The sequence below is a fragment of the Solwaraspora sp. WMMB762 genome, assembly GCF_049179115.1.
GTDB lineage: Bacteria > Actinomycetota > Actinomycetes > Mycobacteriales > Micromonosporaceae > Micromonospora_E.
This window is the reverse complement of sequence record NZ_JBMHMD010000001.1, coordinates 6,923,937-6,949,661: the sequence shown is the minus strand read 5'-3', so window position 1 is coordinate 6,949,661 and position 25,725 is coordinate 6,923,937. Positions and strand designations below refer to the sequence as shown.

Annotated in this window: 26 protein-coding genes; 5 read left to right on the top strand and 21 right to left on the bottom strand. The window is 71.7% G+C overall.

Annotation, left to right across the window (positions count from 1 at the left end):
* Positions 1 to 194 precede the first annotated feature (194 nt).
* The 3 genes from tsf to ACN27J_RS31280 form a co-directional block, all read right to left on the bottom strand.
* Positions 195 to 1,025, bottom strand: coding sequence for a translation elongation factor Ts (tsf, locus tag ACN27J_RS31290; RefSeq protein WP_278167786.1), 831 nt, complete (start codon positions 1,023 to 1,025; stop codon positions 195 to 197).
* 39 nt (positions 1,026 to 1,064) lie between these two features.
* A complete protein-coding gene (gene rpsB / locus ACN27J_RS31285) occupies positions 1,065 to 1,913 on the bottom strand; it encodes a 30S ribosomal protein S2 (protein ID WP_123600508.1) in 849 nt (282 codons plus the stop codon).
* Positions 1,914 to 2,136: 223 nt separating this feature from the next.
* Entirely contained in the window at positions 2,137 to 3,030 is an 894-nt protein-coding gene (locus ACN27J_RS31280; RefSeq protein WP_421371747.1) for a hypothetical protein, read from the bottom strand.
* A gap of 206 nt (positions 3,031 to 3,236) precedes the next feature.
* Here ACN27J_RS31280 and ACN27J_RS31275 point away from each other — a divergent pair, with 206 nt between their 5' ends.
* The 5 genes from ACN27J_RS31275 to ACN27J_RS31255 all read left to right on the top strand — a co-directional run bounded on the left by ACN27J_RS31275 (position 3,237) and on the right by ACN27J_RS31255 (position 9,236).
* Complete coding sequence (locus ACN27J_RS31275; RefSeq protein ID WP_421371746.1) at positions 3,237 to 3,599, top strand: YraN family protein; 363 nt, start codon at positions 3,237 to 3,239, stop codon at positions 3,597 to 3,599.
* A gap of 238 nt (positions 3,600 to 3,837) precedes the next feature.
* Positions 3,838 to 5,355 carry a YifB family Mg chelatase-like AAA ATPase gene (locus ACN27J_RS31270; protein ID WP_421371745.1) on the top strand — a complete coding sequence of 506 codons (1,518 nt, stop codon included), beginning with the start codon at positions 3,838 to 3,840 and terminating at the stop codon, positions 5,353 to 5,355.
* Complete coding sequence (gene dprA, locus ACN27J_RS31265; protein ID WP_421371744.1) at positions 5,355 to 6,611, top strand: DNA-processing protein DprA; 1,257 nt, start codon at positions 5,355 to 5,357, stop codon at positions 6,609 to 6,611. Before ACN27J_RS31270 ends, dprA begins: the two co-directional genes overlap by 1 nt.
* Positions 6,608 to 7,609 (top strand): tyrosine recombinase XerC, encoded by a 1,002-nt coding sequence (locus ACN27J_RS31260; protein ID WP_421371742.1) that lies wholly within the window; start codon positions 6,608 to 6,610, stop codon positions 7,607 to 7,609. The genes dprA and ACN27J_RS31260 overlap by 4 nt, the downstream gene beginning before the upstream one ends.
* A gap of 424 nt (positions 7,610 to 8,033) precedes the next feature.
* On the top strand, positions 8,034 to 9,236 hold the full coding sequence (locus tag ACN27J_RS31255) for an aminotransferase class V-fold PLP-dependent enzyme (RefSeq protein WP_421371740.1): 1,203 nt from the start codon (positions 8,034 to 8,036) through the stop codon (positions 9,234 to 9,236).
* On the opposite strand, the gene ACN27J_RS31250 is transcribed toward ACN27J_RS31255, so the two are convergent.
* The 18 genes from ACN27J_RS31250 to ACN27J_RS31165 all read right to left on the bottom strand — a co-directional run bounded on the left by ACN27J_RS31250 (position 9,219) and on the right by ACN27J_RS31165 (position 25,424).
* On the bottom strand, positions 9,219 to 9,776 hold the full coding sequence (locus ACN27J_RS31250) for a M23 family metallopeptidase (RefSeq protein ID WP_421371739.1): 558 nt from the start codon (positions 9,774 to 9,776) through the stop codon (positions 9,219 to 9,221). The two genes, ACN27J_RS31255 and ACN27J_RS31250, sit on opposite strands and share 18 nt — an antisense overlap.
* A 124-nt stretch (positions 9,777 to 9,900) precedes the next feature.
* Complete coding sequence (locus ACN27J_RS31245; protein WP_123604412.1) at positions 9,901 to 10,224, bottom strand: DUF2469 domain-containing protein; 324 nt, start codon at positions 10,222 to 10,224, stop codon at positions 9,901 to 9,903.
* Positions 10,221 to 11,069 (bottom strand): ribonuclease HII, encoded by an 849-nt coding sequence (locus ACN27J_RS31240; protein ID WP_421371737.1) that lies wholly within the window; start codon positions 11,067 to 11,069, stop codon positions 10,221 to 10,223. Before ACN27J_RS31240 ends, ACN27J_RS31245 begins: the two co-directional genes overlap by 4 nt.
* Positions 11,063 to 11,563: an NUDIX hydrolase gene (locus tag ACN27J_RS31235; protein ID WP_421371736.1), complete on the bottom strand. Its 501-nt coding sequence runs from the start codon at positions 11,561 to 11,563 to the stop codon at positions 11,063 to 11,065. Before ACN27J_RS31235 ends, ACN27J_RS31240 begins: the two co-directional genes overlap by 7 nt.
* Positions 11,564 to 11,660: 97 nt before the next feature.
* Positions 11,661 to 12,302: a signal peptidase I gene (gene lepB / locus ACN27J_RS31230; protein WP_421371734.1), complete on the bottom strand. Its 642-nt coding sequence runs from the start codon at positions 12,300 to 12,302 to the stop codon at positions 11,661 to 11,663.
* Positions 12,299 to 13,147 (bottom strand): signal peptidase I, encoded by an 849-nt coding sequence (gene lepB, locus ACN27J_RS31225; RefSeq protein WP_421372643.1) that lies wholly within the window; start codon positions 13,145 to 13,147, stop codon positions 12,299 to 12,301. The genes lepB (ACN27J_RS31230) and lepB (ACN27J_RS31225) overlap by 4 nt, the downstream gene beginning before the upstream one ends.
* A gap of 320 nt (positions 13,148 to 13,467) precedes the next feature.
* Positions 13,468 to 13,824 (bottom strand): 50S ribosomal protein L19, encoded by a 357-nt coding sequence (rplS, locus tag ACN27J_RS31220; RefSeq protein WP_278167775.1) that lies wholly within the window; start codon positions 13,822 to 13,824, stop codon positions 13,468 to 13,470.
* Positions 13,825 to 13,995: 171 nt separating this feature from the next.
* Positions 13,996 to 14,769 (bottom strand): tRNA (guanosine(37)-N1)-methyltransferase TrmD, encoded by a 774-nt coding sequence (trmD, locus tag ACN27J_RS31215; protein ID WP_421372640.1) that lies wholly within the window; start codon positions 14,767 to 14,769, stop codon positions 13,996 to 13,998.
* Between the two features lie 29 nt (positions 14,770 to 14,798).
* Entirely contained in the window at positions 14,799 to 15,365 is a 567-nt protein-coding gene (gene rimM / locus ACN27J_RS31210) for a ribosome maturation factor RimM (RefSeq protein WP_278174411.1), read from the bottom strand.
* 2 nt (positions 15,366 to 15,367) lie between these two features.
* Complete coding sequence (locus tag ACN27J_RS31205; RefSeq protein WP_199757474.1) at positions 15,368 to 15,628, bottom strand: RNA-binding protein; 261 nt, start codon at positions 15,626 to 15,628, stop codon at positions 15,368 to 15,370.
* The gene (gene rpsP, locus ACN27J_RS31200) at positions 15,603 to 16,100 is read right to left on the bottom strand and encodes a 30S ribosomal protein S16 (RefSeq protein WP_421371733.1); all 498 of its coding nucleotides are present in this window, start codon (positions 16,098 to 16,100) and stop codon (positions 15,603 to 15,605) included. Before rpsP ends, ACN27J_RS31205 begins: the two co-directional genes overlap by 26 nt.
* 230 nt (positions 16,101 to 16,330) lie before the next feature.
* The gene (locus ACN27J_RS31195; RefSeq protein ID WP_278167773.1) at positions 16,331 to 16,981 is read right to left on the bottom strand and encodes a DUF402 domain-containing protein; all 651 of its coding nucleotides are present in this window, start codon (positions 16,979 to 16,981) and stop codon (positions 16,331 to 16,333) included.
* Between the two features lie 166 nt (positions 16,982 to 17,147).
* Positions 17,148 to 18,554 carry a proline--tRNA ligase gene (proS, locus tag ACN27J_RS31190; protein WP_421371732.1) on the bottom strand — a complete coding sequence of 469 codons (1,407 nt, stop codon included), beginning with the start codon at positions 18,552 to 18,554 and terminating at the stop codon, positions 17,148 to 17,150.
* Positions 18,555 to 18,659: 105 nt separating this feature from the next.
* Positions 18,660 to 19,739 carry an amidohydrolase family protein gene (locus tag ACN27J_RS31185; RefSeq protein ID WP_421371731.1) on the bottom strand — a complete coding sequence of 360 codons (1,080 nt, stop codon included), beginning with the start codon at positions 19,737 to 19,739 and terminating at the stop codon, positions 18,660 to 18,662.
* A 20-nt stretch (positions 19,740 to 19,759) separates the two neighbouring features.
* Entirely contained in the window at positions 19,760 to 21,319 is a 1,560-nt protein-coding gene (gene ffh, locus ACN27J_RS31180; RefSeq protein ID WP_278167770.1) for a signal recognition particle protein, read from the bottom strand.
* 198 nt (positions 21,320 to 21,517) lie between these two features.
* Positions 21,518 to 23,773, bottom strand: a complete 2,256-nt coding sequence (locus ACN27J_RS31175; RefSeq protein WP_421371730.1) for a [protein-PII] uridylyltransferase — start codon at positions 23,771 to 23,773, stop codon at positions 21,518 to 21,520.
* A gap of 34 nt (positions 23,774 to 23,807) precedes the next feature.
* Entirely contained in the window at positions 23,808 to 24,146 is a 339-nt protein-coding gene (locus tag ACN27J_RS31170) for a P-II family nitrogen regulator (protein ID WP_199757473.1), read from the bottom strand.
* Positions 24,147 to 24,170: 24 nt separating this feature from the next.
* Entirely contained in the window at positions 24,171 to 25,424 is a 1,254-nt protein-coding gene (locus ACN27J_RS31165; RefSeq protein ID WP_421371729.1) for an ammonium transporter, read from the bottom strand.
* Between the last annotated feature and the right edge of the window lie 301 nt (positions 25,425 to 25,725).

Genomic DNA, 25,725 nt, shown 5'->3' with positions numbered 1-25,725 from the left:
GACCCGCCCTTCGCTAGCTGCCCTCAGCGCCGCCGTACTCACCCTCGTGCCCACACTACGGAACGAGGAGGCCGTGGTGCCTGTCACGTACACCAACGGCCTCCTCTGTCGATCGATCGTCTCGATCCTCACCGGGGACCTGTCTGCGTCGGCCGCCGACCGGCCGACGCGCCGGACACCCGGCCCGGACCGGGTCAGGCCTGGCCGACCTCGAACCGGACGAACCCGGTCACGTCGATGCCGGCCTCGGCCAGCACCTTCTTGACCGTCTTCTTGTTGTCCGCCACCGAGGCCTGCTCCAGCAGGACGAAGTCCTTGAAGAAGGCGTTCACCCGGCCCTCGATGATCTTGGGCATGGCCGCCTCCGGCTTGCCCTCCTCGCGGGCCGTCTGCTCGGCGATCCGGCGCTCCGACTCGACCGTCTCCGCCGGCACCTCCTCACGGGTGAGGAAGCGCGGCCGCATCGCGGCGATCTGCATCGCCACACCGCGGGCGTCGGCGTCGGCCGCCTCGTCCTCCTTGCCGGAGTACGCCACCAGGACGCCCACCTGCGGCGGCAGGTCCTGCGCCTTGCGGTGCAGATAGACCGTGACGGTGCCGTCGAGCCGGGCGAACCGGTTGAGCACCAGCTTCTCGCCGATCTTGGCGGACTGCTCCTGAACCGCGTCGGCGACCGGCCGGCCGTCCGGCAGGGTGGAGCCGAGCAGCGCCTCCGCGTCGGTGGCCTTGATCTGCTCGCCGTGCTCGACCAGCAACTGCGCGAAATCGATGAAGTCGGTGTTCTTCGCGACGAAGTCGGTCTCGCAGTTGAGCTCCAGCAGCGCCGACCCGGCGTGGGCCACCAGGCCGTTCGCGGCGGTACGGCCGGCCCGCTTGCCGACGTCCTTGGCGCCCTTGATCCGCAGGATCTCGACGGCCTTGTCGAAGTCGCCCTCGGCCTCCTGCAGCGCCTTCTTGCAGTCCATCATGCCGGCGCCGGTGAGGTCGCGGAGCTTTTTGACGTCCGCGGCGGTGAAGTTGGACATGACTCTCTCTTCAGTCTCGTCAGACGGCTTGGGTGGTCGTCATTCCGCAGCGGCGGCAGCGGGCTCGTTCTCTTTGCCGGCCGAGGGCTCGTTCTCCTTGTTGGCCGGCCCCTCGAGCAGCTCGCGCTCCCACTCGGGCAGCGGCTCGTCGGTGGCGACGGCGCCCGGCTCCGGCTTCTCCTCGGCACCACGCGACTTGCCGGAACGGGCGATCAGACCATCCGCCACGGCGGCCGCGACGACCCGGGTGAGCAGCTCGGCGGAGCGGATCGCGTCGTCGTTGCCCGGGATCGGGAAATCGACCTCGTCCGGGTCGCAGTTGGTGTCGAGCACCGCAATCACCGGAATGCCCAGCTTGCGGGCCTCGTCAACGGCGATGTGCTCCTTCTTCGTGTCGACGACCCAGATCGCCGCCGGCACCTTCTGCATGTCCCGCAGGCCGCCGAGCGTACGGCTGAGCTTGTCCTTCTCCCGGGACAGCTGCAGGGTCTCCTTCTTGGTGTAGCCCTGCGCGGTGCCGGTCAGGTCCAGCGCCTCCAGCTCCTTCATCCGCTGCAGTCGCTTGTACACCGTCTGGAAGTTGGTCAGCATGCCGCCGAGCCAGCGGTGGTTGACGTACGGCTGACCGACCCGGGTCGCCTGCTCGGCGATGGCCTCCTGCGCCTGCTTCTTGGTCCCGACGAACAAAATGTTGCCGCCGTCGGCCACCGTGTCACGGACAAAGGTGTACGCCTTCTCGATGTAGTCGAGGGTCTGGCGCAGGTCGATGATGTAAATGCCGTTACGCTCAGTGAAGATGAACCGCTTCATCTTCGGGTTCCAGCGCCGGGTCTGGTGCCCGAAGTGCACACCGCTCTCCAGCAGCTGACGCATGGTCACCACGGCCATGGTGTCTTCTCCCTGTATGTCCCTGGTTGTCACGCCGGCCGGCGGCCGGGCGTCCTGGCGCCCGGTCGGCGGTCATGGTGGGCCTGAGTGATCAGGACCAGGGGACCGTCGCCCCCACGGCTGTCGCCGGGGAGAAGGGCGCGCGAGGTCGACCGCGCGAGGCGGTCGCCGGTTGTCAAGTGTACGCCCTGCGCCGGGTCGCGACCCGGCCAGCCCGCATGGTTCAGCCCGCGAGTCCGGCCACCACGAACAGCAGCAGGCCGACCAGCAGATGCGCGGTCGGCGGACGCAGCCACGCCTCGACCGGGGAACCCACCTTGGTCGCCCCGGTGGCCAGCGCGTAGAGACCGATCCCGAACGCGGGCAGTCCGATCATCAGCGCCGTACCGGCGACCACCGCGCCGACCTCGGCCGGATCGGCCAGCGCTCCGTCCAGCAACAGCCGCAACGCCGGCACCTCGAAGATCATCACCAGGACGGCGAACAGGATCCCCAGCGCAGGACGTCGACTGCGGTACACCCCGTCGCTGACGACGCTGCCCACCGGTGCCCGCCGGCCGCCGTACTCCCCCATCGACGGCGGATCACCGGCCGGACGGGGGGTGACCGGCGGCATGAGCCCGGTGGGAATGTCGACCGAACTGGCCGACTCGTCCGGCCGCGCCTGGTCGGACCGCCGACCGGGGTCGGACCGCCTTGCGGACTCGGACCGCCGGCCGGCATCGACCGCCGGACCCGGCTCCGGCCGGGGCTCCGGGGTCGCAAACGGTGGACCGCTCGCCGGCCCGGGAGGTGCCGACGCCGGCGGAGCGAACGGCGGTGCCGACGCCGGCGGAGCAAACGGCGGTGCCGACGCCGGAGCCCCGTACGGCGGTGCCGACGACGGTTCCGGCGCCGCGCGCCGCCGGCCACCTTCCGTCGTATCCGCCCGGGCAGCCCGGGCAGCCCGCAGTTCACCGGTACCGTCGCCGCTGGCGTACCGGCTGGTGCCGCCAAACGGGTCGTCACCGAACCGGTCGCTGCTCGACTCGGTGGATTGCCAGGACGGATCGACGTAGGTGCGCTCGGAGTACCACCGGGGATCGGGGTCGTCCGGATAGTTTCGGTTCGGGTCCACGGACAGGGACCGTATGTCACCGCAACCGCCGCCGCCACTCGGGTCCGCTCCACCGACGTCTCGGGCGATCTTGTACCGGTGCTGGTCAGACCGGCGCTAGCAGGTCGGCGGCCGGTGCCGTCGCGGCGTCCACAGCAAGCCCGCCGTCCACAACCACGGCGTACCGCACCGGGCATGAGCCAGCACCGCCGGGCACGTTGCCGGACATGACCAACATCAGGCAGGCCGTCGGCGCCTACGGCGAACGCTGTGCGGTACGGCACCTCGTTGACGCCGGGCTCATTGTCGTCGAACGCAACTGGCGCTGCGCGGCCGGCGAGATCGACATCATCGCCCGGCACGCCGACACCATCGTGTTCTGCGAAGTGAAGACCCGACGCAGTGGCCGCTACGGCGCGCCGGAGGAAGCGGTCACCGCGGCCAAGGCCCGGCGGATCCGCCGGCTGGCCGCCGGCTGGCTGGCCGCCAACCCGGGGCATGGCCGGCGGCCGGTGCGATTCGATCTGATCTGCGTGACCGTCGGTCGGTCCGGCGCGGCCCAGGTCCGGCACCTGACGGCGGCCTTCTGACCAGCGTCGCCCGACCCGTCGGCGTCACCCGGCAGCCGCCGCCTAGCAGCCGGCGTCAACCGGTCGCCGCGTTGTCCACAGCGGGACCTTCATCCACAGGCGCGCCCCTGCCCGGCCCGGCGGCCCGGGTCGCGGACAGCCACCGTCATGCCATGAGAAACGACATCCACCGCCCGCCGCGCGCCGACGACCGACCACCACCATCCACGGAGGATGGCCGACCGCTGGAGACCGGACGATGAGCTACGCGAAGGTGCTCTGCGTCGGCCTGGTCGGCGTCACCGGGCATCTCGTGGAGGTGGAGGCCGACCTCGCCGCCGGGCTCCCCGCAGTGATCATCTCGGGGTTGCCGGACACCACCCTGCACGAGGCACGGGACCGGGTACGCGCCGCGATCGTCAACTCCGGGCAGCACTGGCCGAACCGGCGGATCACCGTCAACCTGCTACCGGCGACGCTGCCCAAGGTCGGTTCGGGGTTCGATCTCGCAGTGGCCACCGCGTTGCTCGGCGGCACCGGAGAACTGCCGCTCGCCCCGGTCGACGGGGTAGCGCTGCTCGGCGAGTTGGGCCTGGACGGCACCGTACGACCGGTGCGCGGGCTGCTGCCCATGGTGGTGGCGGCGGCCCGGGCCGGGGTGACCCAGGTGGTGGTGCCGGCCGCCAACGCGGCCGAGGCAGCGGTGGTGCCGGGGGTGCGGGTCAAGGCCGTCGACACGCTGCACCGGCTGATCGCGTTCATCCGCGGCGCCGACGAGCTGCTCGATCCCCCGCCACCGAAGCCAGGAGCCGTCCAGGCCGGCCCGGACCTCGCCGACGTCGCCGGGCAGGCGTTCGGCAAGCGGGCCCTGGAGATCGCCGCGGCCGGCGGCCACCACCTGGCGCTGATCGGGCCGCCCGGTGCCGGCAAGACCATGCTGGCGGAACGGCTCCCCGGCCTGCTGCCGCCGTTGGACGACACGGCGGCGCTGGAGGTCTCCGCGCTGCACTCGATCGCCGGAGTGCTGCCACCGGGCAGCGCGCTGCTACGCCGACCGCCGTTCCAGGCCCCGCACCACTCGGCGACCGTCGCATCGCTGGTCGGCGGCGGTTCCGGGCTGGCCCGCCCCGGCGCGGTCTCACTGGCTCATCACGGTGTCCTGTTCCTCGACGAGGCACCCGAGTTCCACAGCCGGGTGCTGGATTCGTTGCGGCAGCCGCTGGAGAAGGGGCGGGTGCTGATCACCCGTGCCCTGGGGGTCACCGAGTACCCCGCCCGGTGCCAGCTCGTGCTCGCGGCCAATCCGTGCCCATGCGCCCGGCCGGCGGGCGATCAGTTCTGCGAGTGCCCGCCCGTGGTACGGCGCCGCTACCGTAGCCGGCTGTCCGGTCCCCTGATGGATCGCATCGACCTGCAGGTGAGCCTCACCGCGCTGCGGGCCGTGGACCTGATGACGAACCAGACGCCGGCGGAACCGACCGCGACGGTGGCCGCCCGGGTGGCCGCCGCCCGCGAGGCCGCCAGGCAGCGCTGGGCCGGCCAGGGCTGGCGGACCAACTCGGTGGTCCCCGGACCCGCGTTGCGACGCCCGCCGTGGCGGCTGCCCGCCGGTGAGACCGCCGCACTGCGGCGGCGGCTGGACGTCGGTGCGATCTCCGCCCGGGGCTTCGACCGCATTCTGCGACTCGCCTGGTCAATCGCGGACCTGGACGGACGGTCCCGGCCGGACTCGGCCGACATCGACGAAGCCATCCAGCTGCGGACGGGCGAGCTGTGATGCCGGGCACCGAACCGGCCGGCAGCCGGCTGGCCCGGATCGCGTTGACCTGGCTCGCCGAGCCGGGAAACGAAGCCGTGCACCGGCTCGTGGCGGCGGTCGGCCCGGTCGAGGCGCTGGCCCGGCTACGCGGCGGGCGGAGTCCGGACGACCCGACCCGGACGGCGAGCTCCGCGCGGCTGGCGACCGCCGATCCGCTGCAGGTGGCCGCCGCCGCTCTCGACCGGGCGGCGCGGGTCGGCGCCCGGCTGGTGACGCCGGAGGATCCGGACTGGCCGCGCCAGGTCGAGGACCTGACCCGGCTGGCCCGTCGCCCCGACGGCGGGTCGGGCAGTGCCGGTTCCGGAGGTTCCCGGGGCGGCGCACCACCGCTGGCCATGTGGATCCGTGGGCCGCTGCCGCTCGCCGAGGCGCTGGCCCGGTCGGTCGCCGTGGTCGGTTCCCGGGCACCCAGCGAGTACGGACGTCACGTCAGCATGGAGTTCGGCCACGGCCTTGCCGAGCAGGGTTGGACGATCGTCTCCGGAGGTGCGTACGGCATCGACGCCTGCGCCCACCGCGGTGCGCTCGCCGCTGGCGGCTGCACGGTAGCGGTGCTGGCCTGCGGGATCGACCGGCCGTACCCCGCCGGCAACACCGCGATGTTCGACCAGATCGCCGAGTCCGGGCTGCTGGTCAGTGAGTGGCTGCCCGGCGCCGAGCCGCTGCGGCACCGGTTCCTCACCCGCAACCGGTTGATCGCCGCCGCCACGGCCGGGACCGTGCTGGTCGAGGCCGGTGCCCGTAGCGGGGCCGCCCAGACGGTCCGGCGCGCGTTGGCCCTGGGCCGGGCGACCATGGTGGTGCCGGGGCCGGTCACCTCCGCCGTGTCGGTCGGCTGTCACGAGATTCTGCGCGACCACCCGCAGGCCCGGCTCGTCGCCGGGGTCGCCCACGTGCAGGAGGAGATCGGCCGGATCGGTATCGACCTCGCACCACCACCACGCGGGCCCGAGCGTCCCCGTGACTCGCTCGACCCCCAGGCGGCGCGGGTCCTGGAAGCGGTTCCCGGGCGCGGCTCGGTCGACCTGGACGAGCTGGCCGGCCGGGCCGGCGTCGACATTCGCACCGCGATGCGTACGGTCTCCGCTCTGCAGGCCCGAGGCCTGCTCACCGGTGCGGACGGACGCTACCGGTTGCCGCCCCGGTCCGCCACCGGGGTCGGTCGGCGTGGCGACTTGACCGATCAGGCCGCCGGGCCGACGGTCGGGAGGTGAGCGACGACGGCAGCCGGGGCACCGCCGCGCGGCACGCCGAGTTGCCGTCCGGCCTGCGCGACGCCGTGGACGCCTTCGCGCGGCACCTCGCCCTGGTCGACAACCGTTCGGCCCACACCGTACGGGCGTACGTCGGTGACGTCGTGTCGCTGCTCGACCACGCCGCCCGGATGGGGGTCCACTCACCCGCCGGGCTCGACATCACGGTGTTGCGCAGCTGGCTGGCTCGGCAACGGACGTTCGGCGCCGCCCGGGCTACGCTGGCTCGGCGGGCGGCGGCCGCCCGCGCCTTCAGCGGCTGGGCGCACCGAACTGGGTTGACCAGCGCCGATCCCGGTGCGGCGCTGGCCAGCCCTCGACCGCACCGGACGCTGCCGGCGGTGCTGCGCGTCGAGCGGGCCGCACAGCTGATGCCGGACGGCGACGGCAGCGACTCGGAGGCTCAGCCGGCCGGGGAGCAGGCCGGGGAACCGACCGGCACCGGTCCGGACGGCCCGCTGCGGCTACGCGACCGGCTGGTCCTGGAGCTGCTGTACGCGACCGGGGTCCGGGTGAGCGAACTCTGCGGGCTCGACCTCGCCGACCTCGACCCGGGCCGACGGGTACTCCGGGTGCTGGGCAAGGGCGGCCGGGAGCGGACCGTGCCGTACGGGGTGCCGGCCGGGGCGGCGATCCACGACTGGCTGGCCCGGGGGCGACCGGCGCTCGCGTCGCCCCACTCCGGCGAGGCGCTCCTGCTCGGCGCGAAGGGCGGCCGGCTCCAGGCCACGGTGGTCCGCCGGATCGTCGCCGCGGCTGCCCGCGACGCGGGCGTACCCCGCGTCACCCCGCACGGGCTGCGCCACTCGGCGGCCACCCACCTGTTGGAAGGTGGCGCCGACCTGCGATCGGTCCAGGAGTTGCTCGGGCACGCCTCGCTGGCCAGCACCCAGCTCTACACCCACGTGTCGGTGGAGCGGCTGCGGGCAGCGTACCGGCAGGCACATCCGCGGGCCTGAGGCTGCCGGCCGGCCCGGCGGACGGGCCGCGCACCCGGAGCGTTCCGGGGCGGCGGCTCGCCTAAAATGTGCCGTTGACATATCCCCCTGCTGAAGCAGGGAGATTCGACCCTCACGGGTCGAGTTTTCTGCTTCGCAGACCACAGCCGACCCGAATCAACGGCAAGGGACGGAGTACCGCCCATCGGTCTTACACAGTCTCCACAGACGTCACTTCCCACCAGCCCGGCGGTAGGCCCGACCGGCTTGGTCGTCACCGGAAGGGCAACGTCACGTTAGCACACCTGTCCGTACGCCGGATGTCCCGGTGCGCGGGTACTGGACGTCGATCCGCCCCCGCGGCGAATCGACTTTCCCTGTCCTGCTCCGCAGGAGTCCGTTTCCTCCCCGGCCGCAACGCCGGAGTATCCGCGGAAGGCATCTGATGAGCGGCGGCCTGGTCCCACCCGAACCGCTACCCGGCGCACGGATGCTGTTCTCCCTCGACCCAGCGGTCACCCACCTCAACCACGGCGCGTTCGGCGCGGTCCCAGTCTCGGTACAGCGGGTGCAGCAGCGGCTACGCGACGAGATGGAGGCCGACCCGCAGCGGTTCTTCACCCAGGGTCTGCTGGATCGGATCGGCCACACCCGCCGCCATCTGGCCGCTTTCCTCGGTGCCGACCCGGAAGGCGCCGCACTGGTCGACAACGTCACCGTCGCCGCCGCGACCGTGCTGCAGACGCTGCGTCTGGGCAGCGGTGACGAGGTGCTGTTGACCGACCACGGGTACGGCGCGGTCGCGCTCTCGGTCGAGCGGGAGTGCCGGCGTACTGGCGCGACAGTACGCGTCGTAGCGGTGCCCCTGGGGGCACCGGCCGAGGAGGTCGTCGAGCGGCTGCGCGCCGCGCTCCGGCCGGGCCGGACCCGGCTGCTGGTGGTCGACCAGGTCACCTCGCCGACCGCGCAGGTGTTCCCGGTCGCCGAGCTGGTCCCGGTGGCCCGTGACGCCGGCGTACCGGTCCTGGTCGACGCCGCCCACGTACCGGGGATGCTGGCGGTCGAGGTCGACCGGATCGGCGCCGACTTCTGGGTGGGCAACCTGCACAAGTGGGCGTTCGCGCCGCGCGGCACGGCGCTGCTGGCGGTCGCGCCCCGATGGCGGGAACGGCTTGAGCCGCTGGGGGTCTCCTGGGAGCAGGAATCCGGGTTCCCGTCGCGGGTGGAGTGGCAGGGCACCCGCGACTACACCGCGTGGCTGGCTGCGCCGGCTGGCCTGTACGCGTTGCGCAGCCTCGGCCTGGACCGGGTCCGAGCGCACAACGCCGCACTGGTCGATTACGGCCAGCGGACCATCGCCGACGCGCTAGGGGTCCCGCCGCAGCGGCTGCCGGTACCCGATCCGCACCGACCGGAGTCGGCCCAGCTGGCCATGCGGCTGGTCCCGCTACCGGCCGGCGTGGCCGACAGCGCTGTCGCAGCGGCCGCGCTGCGCCGTCGGATCGCCGACGACCTGGCCACCGAGGTGTCGGTCGCCTGGTGGTCCGATCGGGCGTGGCTGCGAATCTGCGCTCAGGTCTACAACCGGGCAGCAGACTACGACCGGCTCGCGGAGCTGCTGCCCGCGCTGCTACACCGGGCCGGCTGACCCGAGCGGCAGCAGGCGGACACGTCCGTTGCCGAGCAACAGCAACGGATCGAGGTAGCTGCCGTCCGTCAGCCGCAGGCCCCAGTGCAGGCACGCGTCGGCAGGACAACCCGGATGGCCGTCGGTGACGGTGCCGATCGGACGGCCTGCGCTGACCTCAGTGCCGACGGCGAGCCAGCCGTCCACGGGTTCGTAGGTGGTCCTGAATCCACCCGGGTGACTGATGCTCACCACGCCCCGGTCGACGATCCGACCGGAGTGGCTGACCGTGCCGGCCCCGGCGGCGTACACGGTGGCACCGACGTCAGCGGTGAGATCGACGCCCCGGTGTCCGCGCCCCCAGGGCACCGGGGGCGGGTCGAATCGGCGGCTCAGCGTGACGGCGCCGGCCAGTGGCGGGTGGAAACGCGGGTCTGCGGCTGGGCGCGCGAACCTGGTCGGTTGTGGTTTGGCAGCGGCGACCGACACCGTTGCGGGGACTGCGGGCGCAGTGCTGAACAGGATCGCCGCGACCAGCATCGGCAGGAGCAGGAATCTCATGCCGACAGGCTGGCACCCGACCGGGGTACGGCCTCGACGGGCGGACGACAGGCTGTGGATGCTGGCTCAGCTGTGGAGAACGGAATTTCGCCGCAGTCGATCTGCTATGGACCGGCCATTGAAGTCAGCCGCTGAACCCAGAATCTGCCGGTAGTGAGATTTCCGGCTTGTCCAACTCTTCCACATTTACATCCTTGAACGTCATTACTCTGACGTTCTTCACGAAACGGGCAGGACGGTACATGTCCCACACCCAGGCATCGTGCATCTCGACCTCGAAGTACACCTCGCCGTCAGAATTGCGCACGTGCAGGTCGACCTGGTTCGCCAGGTAGAAGCGACGCTCGGTCTCGACGACGTACGAAAACTGGCGGACGATGTCGCGGTACTCCCGGTAGAGCTGCAGCTCCATCTCTGTCTCGTACTTCTCGAGATCCTCGGCGCTCATCGCCATCCGCCTTCCATGACCACATCTTCCCCCAGTAGCGCCGGTTGGCGAAGCTGCTCGTCCAACGCCACGCCGACGGTACCCCGGATGGGGTCCGGACGCCCCATCGGCTCACGGATGCCGATGTCGGCCGAGCCGGTTCCATCGGCCCGGCCAGCTTCAGCGGCCGGTCGGCGGGAGCGGGGCGGACTCGCGGACCGGCCCGAGGCGGCCGCCACGTTGACGTACGAGAACCGGTGCTCGACACACGGCCCCTGCCGGCTCAACGCGGCCTGATGCTCGGCGGTGGCGTAGCCCTTGTGCTCGGCGAAGCCGTAACCCGGGAACCGCCCGTCGAGCTCGACCATCAGCCGGTCCCGAGTGACCTTCGCGAGCACGCTGGCCGCCGCCACGCAAGCCGCCACCCGGTCGCCCTTCCACACCGCGAGCCCAGGCGCACCGAGCCCGTCAACGCCGAACCCGTCGGTCAACACGTACTCAGGTGCGGGGCTGAGCCCGGCCAGCGCCCGGCGCATCGCGGCGAGATTGCACACGTGCAGGCCCCGACGGTCGATCTCGTCGGCCGAGACGACCACGATCCGGTGGGCGAGTGCCCGGTCACGGACCGAGGCGTAGACCCGCTCCCGCGCCGCCGGGGTGAGCAGCTTCGAATCGGCCAGCCCGTCGATCTCGCCCCGCCGGCCCGGCGCGAGCACCACCGCGGCCGCCACCAGCGGCCCGGCACACGCACCCCGGCCGGCCTCGTCAGCGCCGGCCACGTGGGCGAATCCGCGCCGCCGCAGAGCCTGCTCCAACGCGTAGAGCCCGGCGTCGCGGCGCACCACGGTACGCGGTGGAGTCAGCACGGTTCGGCCTCTCCCGTCAGCCGGCGCAGCAGGGTCGGCAGCTCCGGCGGATAGACCCGTTCCGGGGTGGTCGCGAGCTCACCGACCGGCCACCACCGGTGGGCGTCGATCGTACGGCGTTCGATGTCGTCGAACCCGCTCGTGTCGACCTGCCAACGGGGCACCCGCAGCAGGAAGAAGTGCTGTTCCTGGCGGTACCACCGGCCGTCGAACGGGAACTCGACGGTTTCCCGCCAGACCGGCGCGCCCAACTCGGTAGGTGTCACGCGCAGGCCGGTCTCCTCGGCCAACTCGCGGACCGCGCCGTCGACCGGGGTCTCGCCGGACTCCAGTCCACCGCCGGGGGTGAACCAGTACCGGTGTCCGGGACGGGCCGGGTCGTACCCGCGTAGCAGCAACACACGACCCGCAGAGTCGACGAGCAGGACCCGGGCCGCGTGCCGGTTGCGCGCCGGCTCCGGCGCGCGGTCCACCGTCAGCTCCGCGTCGGTCACCCGACCAGAGTAGGAGAACAAGCCGACCGGCACGACAGGTGGGCCGCAGCCGCAGCCGCAGCCGACCGCACCGTCCGGGTTGGCGTGAACCGACCGGTCACGGTCCCGAACTCGGAACGGTTTCGAACGGCTCCGGCACGGTGAGCCAGGTGGCCCGGTCCAGTGGCCAGAAGACGGTGAACGCTCGGCCGACCACGGTGTCCTCGGAGATGGTCGCGTAGTCGATGTCGCCGCTGCGGTCCCAGTGCTCCAGCGAGTCGCCCGAGGCCGACCGATGGTCGCCCATCACCCAGAGCCGTCCTTCCGGCACGGTGATGTCGAACGGACCGACCGCGGCGGGATCGCTGATCCCGCCCTCGGAGTAGATGTACGGCTCGTCCAGCGGCTGGCCGTTGATGATCAACCGCTCCTCGGCGTCACAGCACTCGACCCGGTCTCCACCGACCCCGATGACCCGCTTGATGAAGTCCTCGCCGTCCGGGTTGCTGCTCCACTCCGGTGGCGCCCGGAACACGACGATCTCGCCGCGCTCGGGCGATCGGAAGTGGTAGACGACCTTGTTGACCAGCACCCGGTCGTTGATGTCAAGGGTGTGCTCCATCGACGGCGACGGGATGTAGAAGGTCTGCAGGACGAACGCCCGGACCAGGACCGCGACGAGGACCGCCACACCCAACAGGATCGGTAGTTCGCGCCAGAAGGAATTGGGCTTCTTCTTCTCGGTCTGCTCGTCGATCACAACCGGAGCCTACGACGTCTGGCTGAGAACAGCGGCACGGAGCGCGAAGCAAAAAGTAGCGGAATCATCACTGGTAGCACGATCACCAGGTCACCGGAGGTCTCCGGAACGTCCGGCGGCTGGTCGACCGCCGCCGGGGTCGGAGCCGTCGGCGGCAGGCTGTCGAAGGTGTCCGGCACGGACAGTCCGTCCCAGCGGTCCTGGGGCCAGACGATCACGAAGGCCCGGCCGATGACGTTGTCGATCGGCACCGGGCCCTGGCAGCGGGAGTCCTGTGAGACCAGTCGATGGTCGCCCATCACGAACAGGTGTCCAGGCTCGACCACGACCTCAGCGAACTGCCGGGATCGGCACTCACCTGGGCTCGGTGGGACGTCCAGCGGCGAGTCCTCCAGGACGTAGCCGGCCTCGTCCAACGGCTGGTCGTTGACGGTCAACCGGCCCTGGTCGTCGCAGCAACGAATCCGGTCACCCGGCACGCCGATGACCCGCTTGATGAAGTCTTTCTCACCCGGTCGACCAACCCCGACCAGATCGCCAACGGTGCGGCCGAGTTTGGCGACGAAACCGAGGTCCGGGTCGTCGGTGTGCTCCGGTGCCCAGTCGTTGGTGCCCCGGAAGACGATGACCTCGCCGCGCACCGGATCCCGGACGTCGTAAACAACCTTGTTGACCAACACCCGGTCACCGACCAGCAGCGTGTCCTCCATGGAGCCGGACGGGATGAAGAACGCCTGCAGCAGGAAGGAGCGGATCAACACGGCCAGACAGAAGGCCACCACCAGCAACAGCGGCAACTCCTGCCACAGTGGCATCTGCCGACGCCTGCGCTGCACCATCTGCATGCCGGACCGGCCCGACCGACGCGGGCGCGCCACCGACCGGCCGTCCCGACGGTTGCGCTGCGAGCGCGCGCCCGACCCGGCGCGCCGCTGCCACTGATCCTGGTCTCCTTGTGGATACACGCTACGCATCTCCCCGGTCCCGAGACACGGCGCTACCGCCCACGGCGCCTCTCGTCAGGCGCCACGAGCGGTAGCACAGTTGACTCCCGCCGCCGCGACGATCGCCGCGGACGTAGCGCTCCCCATCGGTCACTACCGCAAGGGTAGTTGGCGAAAGCTCCCAGCGGCAGTCCCGAGATCGGGAACCGGGATCAGCGGGCTCAGCTGACCTGCTTCTCCCGCTTTTCCTTGATCTTGGCGGCCTTGCCACGGAGTTCCCGCAGGTAGTACAGCTTGGCGCGACGGACGTCACCACGGGTCACCATCTCGATCCGGTCGATGGCCGGGCTGTTGACCGGGTAGGTCCGCTCGACTCCGACACCGAAGCTGACCTTGCGGACGGTGAAGGTCTCCCGCAGGCCGGCACCCTGCCTGCGGATCACCACGCCCTGGAAGACCTGCACCCGGGACCGGTTACCTTCGACGACCCGGGCGTGCACCTTGAGCGTGTCACCGGCGCGGAAGTCCGGAAGGTCGGTCCGCTGCGACTGGGCGTCAAGAGCGTCCAGCGTGTTCATCGCTGCATCCTTGGGCTACTCAAGGCGCACCGTCTCGCGGTGCGCGGATGGATGATTCTGATCCCGGGCCGGAACGCTCGACGCCGCAGCATTCGATGCCGCAACGTTCGACGCCTTCCCGCTGGCGGGATCCTCGCAGCCGGACACGCATGCCCGTCTGCGGCAACCCCACTACTCTGCCACATCACCGGCCGGCAGTTGAAATCCGGCCGCCACCAGCAGCGCAATGTCTTTTTTGTCGAGTTTCCCGGCGGGCAGTCCGGCGATCAGATCCGGCCGACGCGACGCCGTACGGAGCAGCGCCTGATCTCGCCGCCACCGGGCGATCCGGCCGTGATCGCCCGATCGTAGTATCTCCGGCACCTCGCGTCCCCGCCACTGCGGCGGCTTGGTGTAGACCGGCCCCTCCAGCAACCCGTCCGAGTGGGACTCCTCGACGAGCGATCCGGCGTTGCCGAGCACTCCGGGAATCAACCGGGTCACCGCCTCCAGGATGGCCAGCACGGCGACCTCACCGCCGAAGATGACGAAATCGCCGAGGGATACCTCGGTCACCGGCAGCGCTGCTGCCGCCTCCTCGATCACCCGCTGGTCGATCCCCTCGTAGCGGCCACAGGCGAAGATCAGTCGGGGCTCGGCGGCCAACCGCTGCGCCATCGCCTGGTCGAACCGCTCCCCCACCGGGGTCGGCACCACCAGCCGCGCGGGCGGCCGTCCGGCAGCGGCCAACTCGTCCAACGCCGCGCCCCACGGCTCCGGGCGCATCACCATTCCGGCGCCACCGCCGTACGGAGTGTCGTCCACCGTCCGATGCACGTCGTGCGTCCAGCGGCGCAGGTCGTGCACCTCGACACTGAGCAGGCCGGCCCGGCGCGCCCGGCCGATCAGCGACAGGTCCAGCGGCGCCAGATAGTCCGGAAAGATGGTGACGACGTCCACCTGCAGCGCCGCCGCGCCGGACGGCATCGGGGCGCTCACAGGTCGAGCAGGCCGGGTGGGGCGTCGACGACCACCCGTCCACCGGCGAGATCCACTTCCGGCACGATCGCCCGGACGAACGGCACCAGGGCGGACCCGCCGCCGGGCCGGCGGAGCACCAGCAGATCGGATGCGGGCGCATGGTCGATCCGGGCCACCTCGCCGAGAGCCTCACCGGACGGCGTGACCGCCGACAGGCCGACCAGCTGGTGATCGTGGTACTCGTCCGGATCCTCCGGGGTGGCGATGTCGCTGCTGTCCACGCAGAGCAGTACGCCCCGCAACGCCTCGGCAAGGTCGCGGTCGACAACCCCGGCGAACTGCACCAACGGTCGGCCCTGATGCCAGCGGACCGCCTCGATGGTCAACCGGTCAGGGACGCGGACCAGGGTCGCGCCGGGCGGTGGCGGCTGCTGCGGTTCGCGGGCGGCCGGCACCGCCGCCGGATCGGTGATCAACACCGATCCGGCGGCGAACCGGATCTCCGGTTCGTCGGTCCGGACCTCGACCGTGACCTCGCCACGGATTCCGTGTGGTCGGCCGATCCGACCGACGATCAACAGCATCAGTACGAGTCGACGATGTCGACCCGCACACCACGCCCGCCGATCGAACCGATCACCTGACGCAGCGCCTTGGCGGTACGCCCGCCGCGGCCGATCACGGTGCCGAGGTCCTCCGGGTGCACCCGCACCTCCAGGCGCTTGCCCCGGCGCGAGTCGACCAGCCGGACCCGTACATCGTCGGGGTGGGTGACGATCCCCTTGACCAGGTGCTCCAGCGCGGGCCGGAGGACCATGTCAGGCCTGCTCGCCGGAGCCGGCACCGGTGGGCTCCTCGGTCTTGGCCGGCGCTTCGGCAGCCGCCGGCTCGGACTTCGCTTCGGCCTTGGCTTCAGATTTCGCTTCGGCCTTCTTCTCGGCCTTCTTCGCCGGCTTGGTCGGCGTGTCCGCGACGCCCGCGGCGGCCTTCGCCTCCGCCTCGTACGCCGCCTTGCGGTCGGCCCGCTCGGGCGCCACCAGCAGCGGCGGCGGGGCGGGCAGGCCCTTGAACTTCTGCCAGTCGCCGGTCTTCTCCAGCAGGCGCTGGACGGCCTCGCTCGGCTGGGCGCCGACCGAGAGCCAGTACTGGACACGGTCCGAGGTCACCTCGATGACCGACGGGTCTTCCTTCGGGTGGTAGATCCCGACGAACTCGATCGCCCGCCCGTCGCGCTTGGTACGCGAGTCGGCGACGACGATGCGGTACTGCGGGTTGCGGATCTTGCCCATCCGCAGAAGCCGGATCTTTACGGCCACGGTTTGTTCGCTCCTGTTGCGATCTTCACCGGCCCCCGAGGGCGGTGCGCGGGTGAACGCCGACCGGCACAGTGGGGTTGGGCCAGAGGCAGCTCGGGTGGACTGGCGACGTGCCCGGGTAGAGGGCGCCGAACACGTACCGGATACCAACACGCTATTGTGCCAGACCCGCGGCGTACCGCCACACCCGGTGGCCCCGGTGGGTCGCCGGCCAGTCCGGTGCCCGGCGGTCAGCCGGCTGCCGGCGGGCGGTCCCAGCCGGGCGGCAGCTCGGCCGGCGGTGCCCAGGCCGGGTCCGGCCGGAAGTCACACCAGGTGCCGTCGAACGGAAAGTCACCCGCCTCGGCGATCTTGATCACCCGTCGCCCCTCGGCCCGTACCGCCGCCTCGTCACGCACCCAGTAGTGCTCCGGGAAGGCGAGCCGCTCGGCGAACTCCTCCTCGTCCTTCCAGACCCAGCTGCGGTCCGGGCGGACCACCACGTCCAGGTCCTGGTCGACCACGTCCACCCCGGCGAGGTCACCGTCGGCCCAGCGCACGCCGGGCTCTTCGAGGTTGACGTACCAGTTGAGGAAGTTCCCGGCGTCGTCGCGGAACCACCAGACCGAATGGGCGGCCCCGGCGGGCAGGAACTTCAGCACCGGCGGGCCGAGCCAGCGGCCGTGCTTGATCCGGTACGACCGGGTGATCCACTCGGTGAACGGCATCGCCCGCATGCCACGGCCGTCGTCGGCCACCTCGTTGACCACCGGCGAACCCCGGTCGACCCAGACCAGCAGGCCCCGCTCGTCGTCGACGACGACCCGGGCCGGACGGACCCAGCCGAGACGCCCGCGCCGCACATTCCGATGCATGATCAACTGACCGGGCTGAAACCGCATGCTCATCTCCCTCGCTCACCATGCCCAACGACAGCGGCACCGCCCACGAACGGCCTGACGGCGAGGCCGTCCACCAACGGCCTGACAGCGGTGCCGCCCGCGAACGGCCCGACAGCGACACCGCCCACCAACGGGCGGCGCCGCTCACCGACCGCAGGGCAGGGCGTCAGTACGAGCGGGCAAGCACCGCGACCAGGTCGGGCTCGTCGTCGGAGTCGGGCACCGAGCCGTCCGGACGCAGCAGGCAGCGTACGGTGACGCCCTGCGCGTTGACCTCCGCCTCACCCGCCGGGCCGACCACCGACCACGGCACCCTGGCCCATCCGGTCGCCGCGGCGGCGACGGCGTCGGCGAGGGTGCCGACCTCGACGGTACGCGCCTGACGCAGCGCCAGCGCCTGGTCGTAGAGCCGCTGCTGGTCGGCGTCGAGGGCGTCGCGGACCGCGCCGACCACGTCGGCGACCGGCACCGGGGTCTTCGACCCGTCGGTACGCCGGACCAGCACCGCGTTGCCGGTGGCCAGGTCGCGCGGGCCGACCTCGACGCGTACCGGGTATCCCTTGAGCTCGGCGTCGACGGCCCGGCGGCCGAACGGCGTGTCCACCCGGTCGTCCAGGCCGACCCGTACGCCGGCGTCACGCAACGCGTCGCGCAACTTGGCCGCCGCCTCGGCGACCCCGTCGCCGGCCTTGACCACCATGACGTACGCCTGGACCGGGGCCAGCCGTGGCGGCACCCGCAGCCCGTTGTCGTCGCCGTGCACCATGATCAGCCCGCCCAGCATCCGGGTGGAGACCCCCCAGGAGGTGGTCCAGGCGTGTTCGACGGCCCGCTCGGCGGAGGTGTAGGTGATGTCGAACGCGCGGGCGAAGTTCTGCCCGAGCTCGTGCGAGGTGCCCAGCTGCAGCGCCTTGCCGTCGGCCATCATCCCTTCGAGGGTGTACGTGCTGGTGGCCCCGGCGAAGCGCTCCCGGGCGGTCTTGCGCCCGACCAGCACCGGGATGCCGAGCACGTTGACCATGAAGTCCTCGTAGACCTCGTGCAGGATCCGTCGGGCGTACGCCCGCGCGTCGGCTTCGTCGGCGTGCGCGGTGTGCCCCTCCTGCCAGAGGAACTCGCTGGTCCGCAGGAACACCCGGGGGCGCAGCTCCCAGCGCACCACGTTGGCCCACTGGTTGAGCAGCAGCGGCAGGTCCCGGTAGGAGTCGACCCACTTGGCCATGAACTCGCCGATCACCGTCTCGCTGGTCGGCCGGACCACCACCGGCTCGGCGAGTTGCTTGCCGCCGCCATGGGTGACCACCGCGAGCTCCGGCGAGAAGCCCTCGACGTGCTCGGCCTCGCGGCGCAGGTAGCTCTCCGGGATGAACAGCGGGAAGTACGCGTTCTCCGCGCCGGCCGCCTTGATCCGGTTGTCCATCTCGGACTGCATTCGCTCCCAGATGGCGTACCCGGCCGGCCGGATCACCATGGTGCCGCGCACCGGTCCGTTGTCGGCGAGCTGCGCCTTGGCGATCAGATCCTGGTACCAGCGGGGGAAGTCCTCCGCACGAGGTGTGAGCACGCGGGCCATGACCGGACATCCTATGCGCCGACGGTGGCGGCTGCGCGACGCACCCGCCGTCGACGGGTCAGCGCAGTACCGGCCGTCACGGTGAGCGCAAGACCAGCGGCCAGCTCAGCGCAGCACCCGCCCACGCAGGATGATCCGTTCAGGTGCGTGGACCACCCGCAGGTCGGCACGCGGGTCCGCCGGATACACGACCAGGTCGGCGAGCCCGCCCTCGACCAGGCCGGGGAAGCCGAGCCAGTCCCGGGCACCCCAGGAGGCGGCGGCCAGCACCGCCTCGGCCGGCATGCCCGCCTCGGTGTGCAGGGTGAGCATTTCGTCGGCGGCCCGGCCGTGGGCGATGCCGCCACCGGCGTCGGTGCCGACGAAGATCGGTACGCCGGCTTCGTGCGCGGCGCGTACCACCTCGGGGAACCCGTCCCGCAGGCTGATCATGTGGGCGGCGTACCGGGGAAACTTCTCCCGGGCCCGGTCGGCGATCCCGCCGAACGTCGCGATGTTGATCATCGTCGGGATCAACGCGGTCCGGTGCCGGGCCATCTCGTCGATCAGGTCGGGGCTCAGCCCGGTGCCGTGCTCGACCGAGTCGACCCCGGCCCGGACCAGGATTCGTACCGCCTCCTCGTCGAAGGTGTGCGCGGCGACCCGGGCGTTGGCCCGGTGCGCGGTGGCGATGGCGTCGGTCATCGCCTCCGCCGACCAGGCCGGGGCGAGGTCCCCCGCGGACCGCTCGATCCAGTCGCCGACCAGCTTGACCCAACCGTTGCCCGCCCTGGCCTGCTCGGCCACCGTGTCGGACAACCGCTCTGCCGGCACCTCGACGCCGATGTCGCGCAGGTAGCGCCGGGGCGGCGCGACGTGCCGGCCGGCGCGGGCCAGCCGGGGCAGATCCGGTTCGTCGTCGAGTTGCGGGTACGGGTACGGCGACCCGGCGTCGCGCAGCGCCAGTACGCCGGCGTCCCGGTCGACGCCGGCCAGCCGGCGGGCGTCGTCGAGCGAGCCGATCGGCGTCCCGCCCCGGGCGATGCCGATGTGGCAGTGCGCGTCGACCAGCCCGGGCAGGATGAAACCGCCGTCGACCACGGTGGTCGCGCCGGGCACCGGATGCAGCGTCACCCGGTCGCCCACCAGCCACAGGTCCCGGGTCCGGTCCTCGGGCAGCATGACCCCGCGGACGTGCAGCGGCACGGGCGCGGGGTCGACGACGCTCAGCCCTTCTCCCGCTTGTTCAACTTGTTGAAGTCGATCTTGGGGAGCTTGAAGCCGGGCGGCAGACCGTCGCCGCCGCCCAGCGCGTTCGGGTCGAGGCCGGGCGGCAGCTGCGGCATCCCGCCTGGGAAGCCGGCCGGCACCCCGCCGCCGCCGCGCTGGCGGGCACCGCCGCCACGGTTGCCGCCCTTGTTCCCCTTGCGCTTGTTCTTCGGCGACTTGGTCGCCTTGCGCCGCCCGCCACCGGGCAGACCCATCATCCCGCCCATCTGCTTCATCATCTTCTGCGCCTCGGCGAAGCGGTTGAGCAGCTGGTTGACGTCCATCACGGTGACCCCGGAGCCGTTGGCGATCCGGGCCCGGCGCGACCCGTTGATGATCTTCGGGTTGGTCCGCTCCCCGGGCGTCATCGAGCGGATGATCGCGGTGACCTTGTCGAAGTGCTTGTCGTCGACCTCGGCCAGCTGGTCCTTCATCTGCCCCATGCCGGGCATCATGGCCAGCACGTTGGCGATCGGCCCCATCCGGCGCACCGCGATGAGCTGGTCGAGGAAGTCCTCCAGGGTGAACTGCTCGCCGCCCATCAGCTTGGCGGTCATCTTCTCCTTCTGATCGGCGTCGAAGGCCTGCTCGGCCTGCTCGATCAGAGTGAGCACGTCGCCCATGCCGAGGATCCGGCTGGCCATCCGGTCCGGGTGGAAGACGTCGAAGTCGGACAGCTTCTCCCCGGTGGAGGCGAACAGGATCGGTTCGCCGGTGACCTGCCGGACGGACAGCGCCGCACCACCGCGCGCGTCGCCGTCGAGCTTGGACAGCACCACGCCGGTGATGCCGACGCCGTCGCGGAACGCCTCGGCGGTGCGGACCGCGTCCTGACCGACCATCGCGTCGATGACGAAGATGACCTCGTCCGGGTCGACCGCGTCGCGGATCGCGGCCGCCTGGGCCATCATCTCGGCGTCGATGCCGAGCCGGCCGGCGGTGTCGACGATGACGACGTCGCGCGCCGACCGGCGGGCGTGCTCGATCGACGCCTTGGCGACGGCCACCGGGTCGCCGACCCCGTTGCCGGGCTCCGGAGCGAACACTTCGACCCCGGCCCGCCCGCCGAGGACCTGCAGCTGGCCGACCGCGTTCGGGCGTTGCAGGTCGGCGGCGACCAGCAGCGGCTGGTGCCCCTGCGCCTTGAGCCAGTTGGACAGTTTGCCGGCGAGGGTGGTCTTGCCGGAACCCTGCAGCCCGGCCAGCATGATCACCGTCGGCGGCTGCTTGGCGAACCGGAGCCGCCGCTGCTCGCCGCCGAGGACCCCGACCAGCTCCTCGTGCACGATCTTGATGACCTGCTGGGCCGGGTTGAGCGCCTGGGAGACCTCGGAGCCGCGGGCGCGCTCCTTGACCCGGCCGATGAACGCCTTGACCACCGGCAGCGCGACGTCCGCCTCCAGCAGCGCCAGCCGGATCTCCCGGGCGGTCGCGTCGATGTCGGCGTCGGTGAGCCGACCCTTGCCCCGGAGCTTGCCGAAGATCCCGGACAGTCGATCACTCAAAGTGTCAAACACGACGCAACATCCTGTATGTCGATCCGGCAGGGCAACTCACGGCGGTGTCGGGACATGACTCCGCCCGACCTGGCAAGCCTAGCCGCCGTCCGTACCGCCCGCTTCCGCCACTCCACCGCCCGCGCCAGCCGACCGCTTCCGCCACTCCGGCACCCGGCTCCGCCGCTCCAGCACCGGCTCCGCCGCTGCGCCGCCCGGTCATCCGGCGGCGGCCAGCACCGCGGCTTCGAGTCGGGCCCGCTCGGCGTCGTCCGGGCCGGCCCCCACCAGGTAGAAAGCGTCAACCACGTCGCCGCCCAGGGTGGAGATCCGGGCCGCCCGCACCTGGGCGCCGGCCTCGTCGAGCGCGCTGGTCACCCGGTAGAGCAGGCCGGCCGAGTCGGCCGCCCGCAGCTCCAGCACCACCGCGTCGGTGGCGGCCTCCCGGTGCCACACCACCCGGGGGTCGGCCCCGGCCCGCCGGGCGGCGAGTGCCCGGCCCCGTAGCCGCTGGGTGACCGACACGTCACCGGTGACCGCCCGCCGCAGGTCGGCGGTGAGCGCGATGGTGTCCGGCGGGGTGCCGTACCGGGGCTGGACCCGGAACTCGACCAACGCCCGCCCGTCGACCGTGGAGGCGTCGGCGGTCAGCACGTCCAGCCGGTGCAGGGCCAGGCAGCCGGCGACCGCGGCGAGCAGGCCGTGCCGGTCCGCGGCGGCCACCGCGACCCGGTCGTCACCGTCGATGTGTACGGCCGGTAGCGGACCCGCCACCAGCGCCGGATCGGGTCGCGGCGGCTCGGGCAGCACCCCGGTGTCCAGCGCGGTGTGCACCCGGCGGACCAACTCGGCGATCAGCCGTCCCTTCCAGTCCGACCAGGCCGCCGGGCCGGTCGCCCGGGCGTCGGCGCGGGCCAGCCCGTGCAGCAGGCCGAGCGTGGTGGTGTCGCCCACCGCGGCGGCGACCTGGGAGATCGTCACCGGGTCGCTGAGGTCACGCCGGGTGGCCACCTCCGGCAGCAGCAGGTGCAGCCGGACCAGTTTGTCGATCATGTCGACGTCGGCCGGCGGCAGCCCGGTCCGGGCAGCGATCCGCGCCGCGACCGGGGCGCCGACCGTACTGTGGTCGCCGGGCAGCCCTTTGCCCACGTCGTGTAGGAAGGCGCCGAGCAGCAGCAGGTCGGGCCGGTCCACCTCGCGGGTGAACGCGGTCGCCTCCTGTGCCGCCTGAACCAGGTGCCGGTCCAGGGTGAACCGGTGCACCGGGTTGTGCTGCGGCAGGCTGCGCATCCGGGGCCACTCCGGCAACCAGCCGTCGACCAGCCCGTACCGGTCGCAGGTCTCCCAGGTGGGCACCAGACCGGGACCGGCGCCGAGCAGAGTGATCAGCGCGGCCCGGGCCGCATCCGGCCACGGCGCCGGCAGCGGCGGGCAGTACGCGGCGAGCCACTCGCAGGTCGCCCGGGCGATCGGCAGCCGGCTGGTGGCGGCGGCCGCGGCGACCCGCAGCGACAGGCTGGGGTCCGGGCGGGCCCCGATCGCGGTCCGGGCGAGGACCAGCTCACCGTCGTGCTCGACGACGTCGCGGGCCACCGGCCGGCGCACCGGCGGGCCGCCGCCGCGCCGCCGGCCGGAGCGCAGCCGGTCGGCGCTGCGCCAGGCGTCGTCGAGGGCGTGGGTGATGGTGCGCGCGTCGGAGGCGACCCGGCGTAGCAGGGTGTCCGGGTCGTCCAGGTCGAGCAGCCCGGCGACGGCGGCGCGTTCCTGGGCCACCAGCCGGTCCACCCGCCGGCCGACGGCGACGTGCAGCGCGTCGCGGGTGTCCAGCAGCCGCAGGTGGGCCGCGCGGGCGGCCGGACGCATGCTGTCGGCGATGCCGGCCAGGGCGATGCCGCGCAGGATGCCGACGTCGCGCAGCCCGCCGGCGGCCTCCTTCAGATCCCCTTCCAGCAGGAAGGCCAGCTCGCCGTGGCTACGCCAGCGGGCCTCGGTGACCTCGCGCAGCGCCGGCAGCTGGCGGACGGCGGTGCGCCGCCACTGGTCGGTCGCGGCGGCCTGCAGCTCGGCGGTGAGCTCCCGGTCGCCAGCGACGTGCCGGGCGTCGAGCAGGCCGAGCGCGACCTTGACGTCGTCGTGAGCGACGGACAGTGCCTCCGGCAGGGTACGCACCGAGTGGTCCAGCCCGAGGCGGGCGTCCCAGATCGGGTACCAGAGGCGGGCGGCGATCTCGTTCATGCCGGCGACGCCACGATGGAGCAGCACCAGGTCGAGATCGCTGTACGGGGAGCACTGCAGCCGGCCGAGTCCGCCGACCGCCACCAGGGCGATACCGGTCAGCCCGGACGGCATCAGCGAGGTAAGCCAGACATCGAGTGCCGCCGCCCGGTCCACGCGGGCGGCGGCACCGATGCCGTCGGACAGCGACGGGCCGGGGCCGGCCGCGTGGCGCTGCCGGACCCCGACTCCGTCGGTCATGTGTTCTCCCTACCGGTTCGGTGGGCTCGCCGGCTCAGAGCGCGTCGAGACCGCGCTCACCGGTGCGGACCCGGATGACGTCCTCGACGGCGGTCACCCAGACCTTGCCGTCGCCGATCTTTCCGGTCCGGGCCGCCGTGACGACCGCATCGACGACCTTCTCGACGTCGATCTCGTCGGTCAGCACCTCGATCCGGATCTTCGGCAGGAACTCGACGGTGTACTCGGCACCCCGGTACACCTCGGTGTGGCCCTTCTGACGTCCGTACCCCTGGACCTCGCTCACGGTCAGGCCGGCGACGCCGAGGGCGTGCAGGGCCTCCTTGACCGCGTCGAGCTGGTACGGCTTGATGACCGCAGTCACCAGCTTCATGTCTAACCCCTCCATCAGGGAACGTTAACCGGCGACCTTTTCGCTGACCGGTGCGGACTCGCCCGAACCGGCGGGCGCCTTCCCGATGCCGGCGGCGGCGAAGCCGCCACCCGAGGTGCTACCGAACTCGTAGGCACTCTCCGCGTGCTCGGCGGTGTCGATGCCCTCGACCTCGGCGTCGGCGCTGGCCCGGAAGCCGATGGTCTTCTCGATCGCGAAGCCGATGATGTAGGCGACGACGAAGGAGTAGACCAGGACCGCGACCACACCGAGCGCCTGCAGACCGAGCAGGTCGATGCCCCCGCCGTAGATGAGTCCGGCGTTGCCCTCGCCAGCGAGGACCTCGACGGCGAGGAAGCCGATCAGCAGCGAACCGAGGATGCCGCCGATCATGTGCACGGCGACCACGTCGAGCGAGTCGTCGTACCCGAGCTTGTACTTCAGGCCGACCGCCAGGGCGCAGACGGCACCGGCGATGATGCCGAGCGCGATCGCCCCGAGCGGCTCCAGGAAGGCACAGGCCGGGGTGATGGCGACCAGACCGGCGATGGCACCGGAGGCGGCACCGAGGGTGGTCGGCTTGCCGTCGCGGAACCACTCGACGACGATCCAGCCCAGCACGGCGGCTGCGGTGGCCACCTGGGTGTTGATGAAGGCGACCGCGGCGGTGCCGTTGGCGGCGACCGCCGAGCCGGCGTTGAAGCCGAACCAGCCGAACCACAGCAGGCCGGCGCCGAGCAGCACCATCGGCAGGTTGTGCGGCTTGAACTTGTCCTTCGGCCAGCCGACCCGCTTGCCGAGCACCAGGGCCAGCGCGAGCGCTGCGGCACCGGCGTTGATGTGCACCGCGGTGCCACCGGCGAAGTCGAGGACGCCGAGCTCGAAGATCCAGCCACCGCCCCACACCCAGTGCGCGACCGGGAAGTAGACCAGGGTGGCCCACAGGCCGGCGAAGAGCAGCCAGGCGCCGAACTTCGCCCGGTCCGCGATCGCACCGCTGATCAGTGCGACGGTGATGATCGCGAACATCATCTGGAAGACGACGAACAGCAGGTCCGGGATGCCGCCCTCGGAGCCCGACTCGAGCATGCCGCGCAGGCCGGCCATGGAGAGGTCACCGGTGACGCCGCCGACGTCCTCGCCGAAGGCGATGCTGTAGCCGTAGAAGACCCACAGCAGGCTGACCAGGCCGATCGCGCCGAAGCTCATCATCATCATGTTGAGCACGGACTTGGACCGCGTCATGCCACCATAGAACAGCGCCAATCCGGGCGTCATGAGCAACACCAGGGCGGCTGAAGTCAAAATCCAGGCGGTGGCACCAGAATCTAGTTCCGGCACGCTGCCTCCTCTCAGTTGGAAACATAACCGGCTCCAAGAGGCAGCATCGCCCGCTCGCCGGTTGCGCGAAGCTTGCTGGGCAGCTGTTTCACGCAGGGTGCCCGTGCCGTTTCCAACACGTGACGGGTTGTTTCCAACATGTGAAGAACACTTCACTATCGCCAGATCAGGCAGGGTCATATCAACCGAATAGCCACTGCCGGCTGTCCGGAAGACGACAGAACTCGTCACCCGTCCC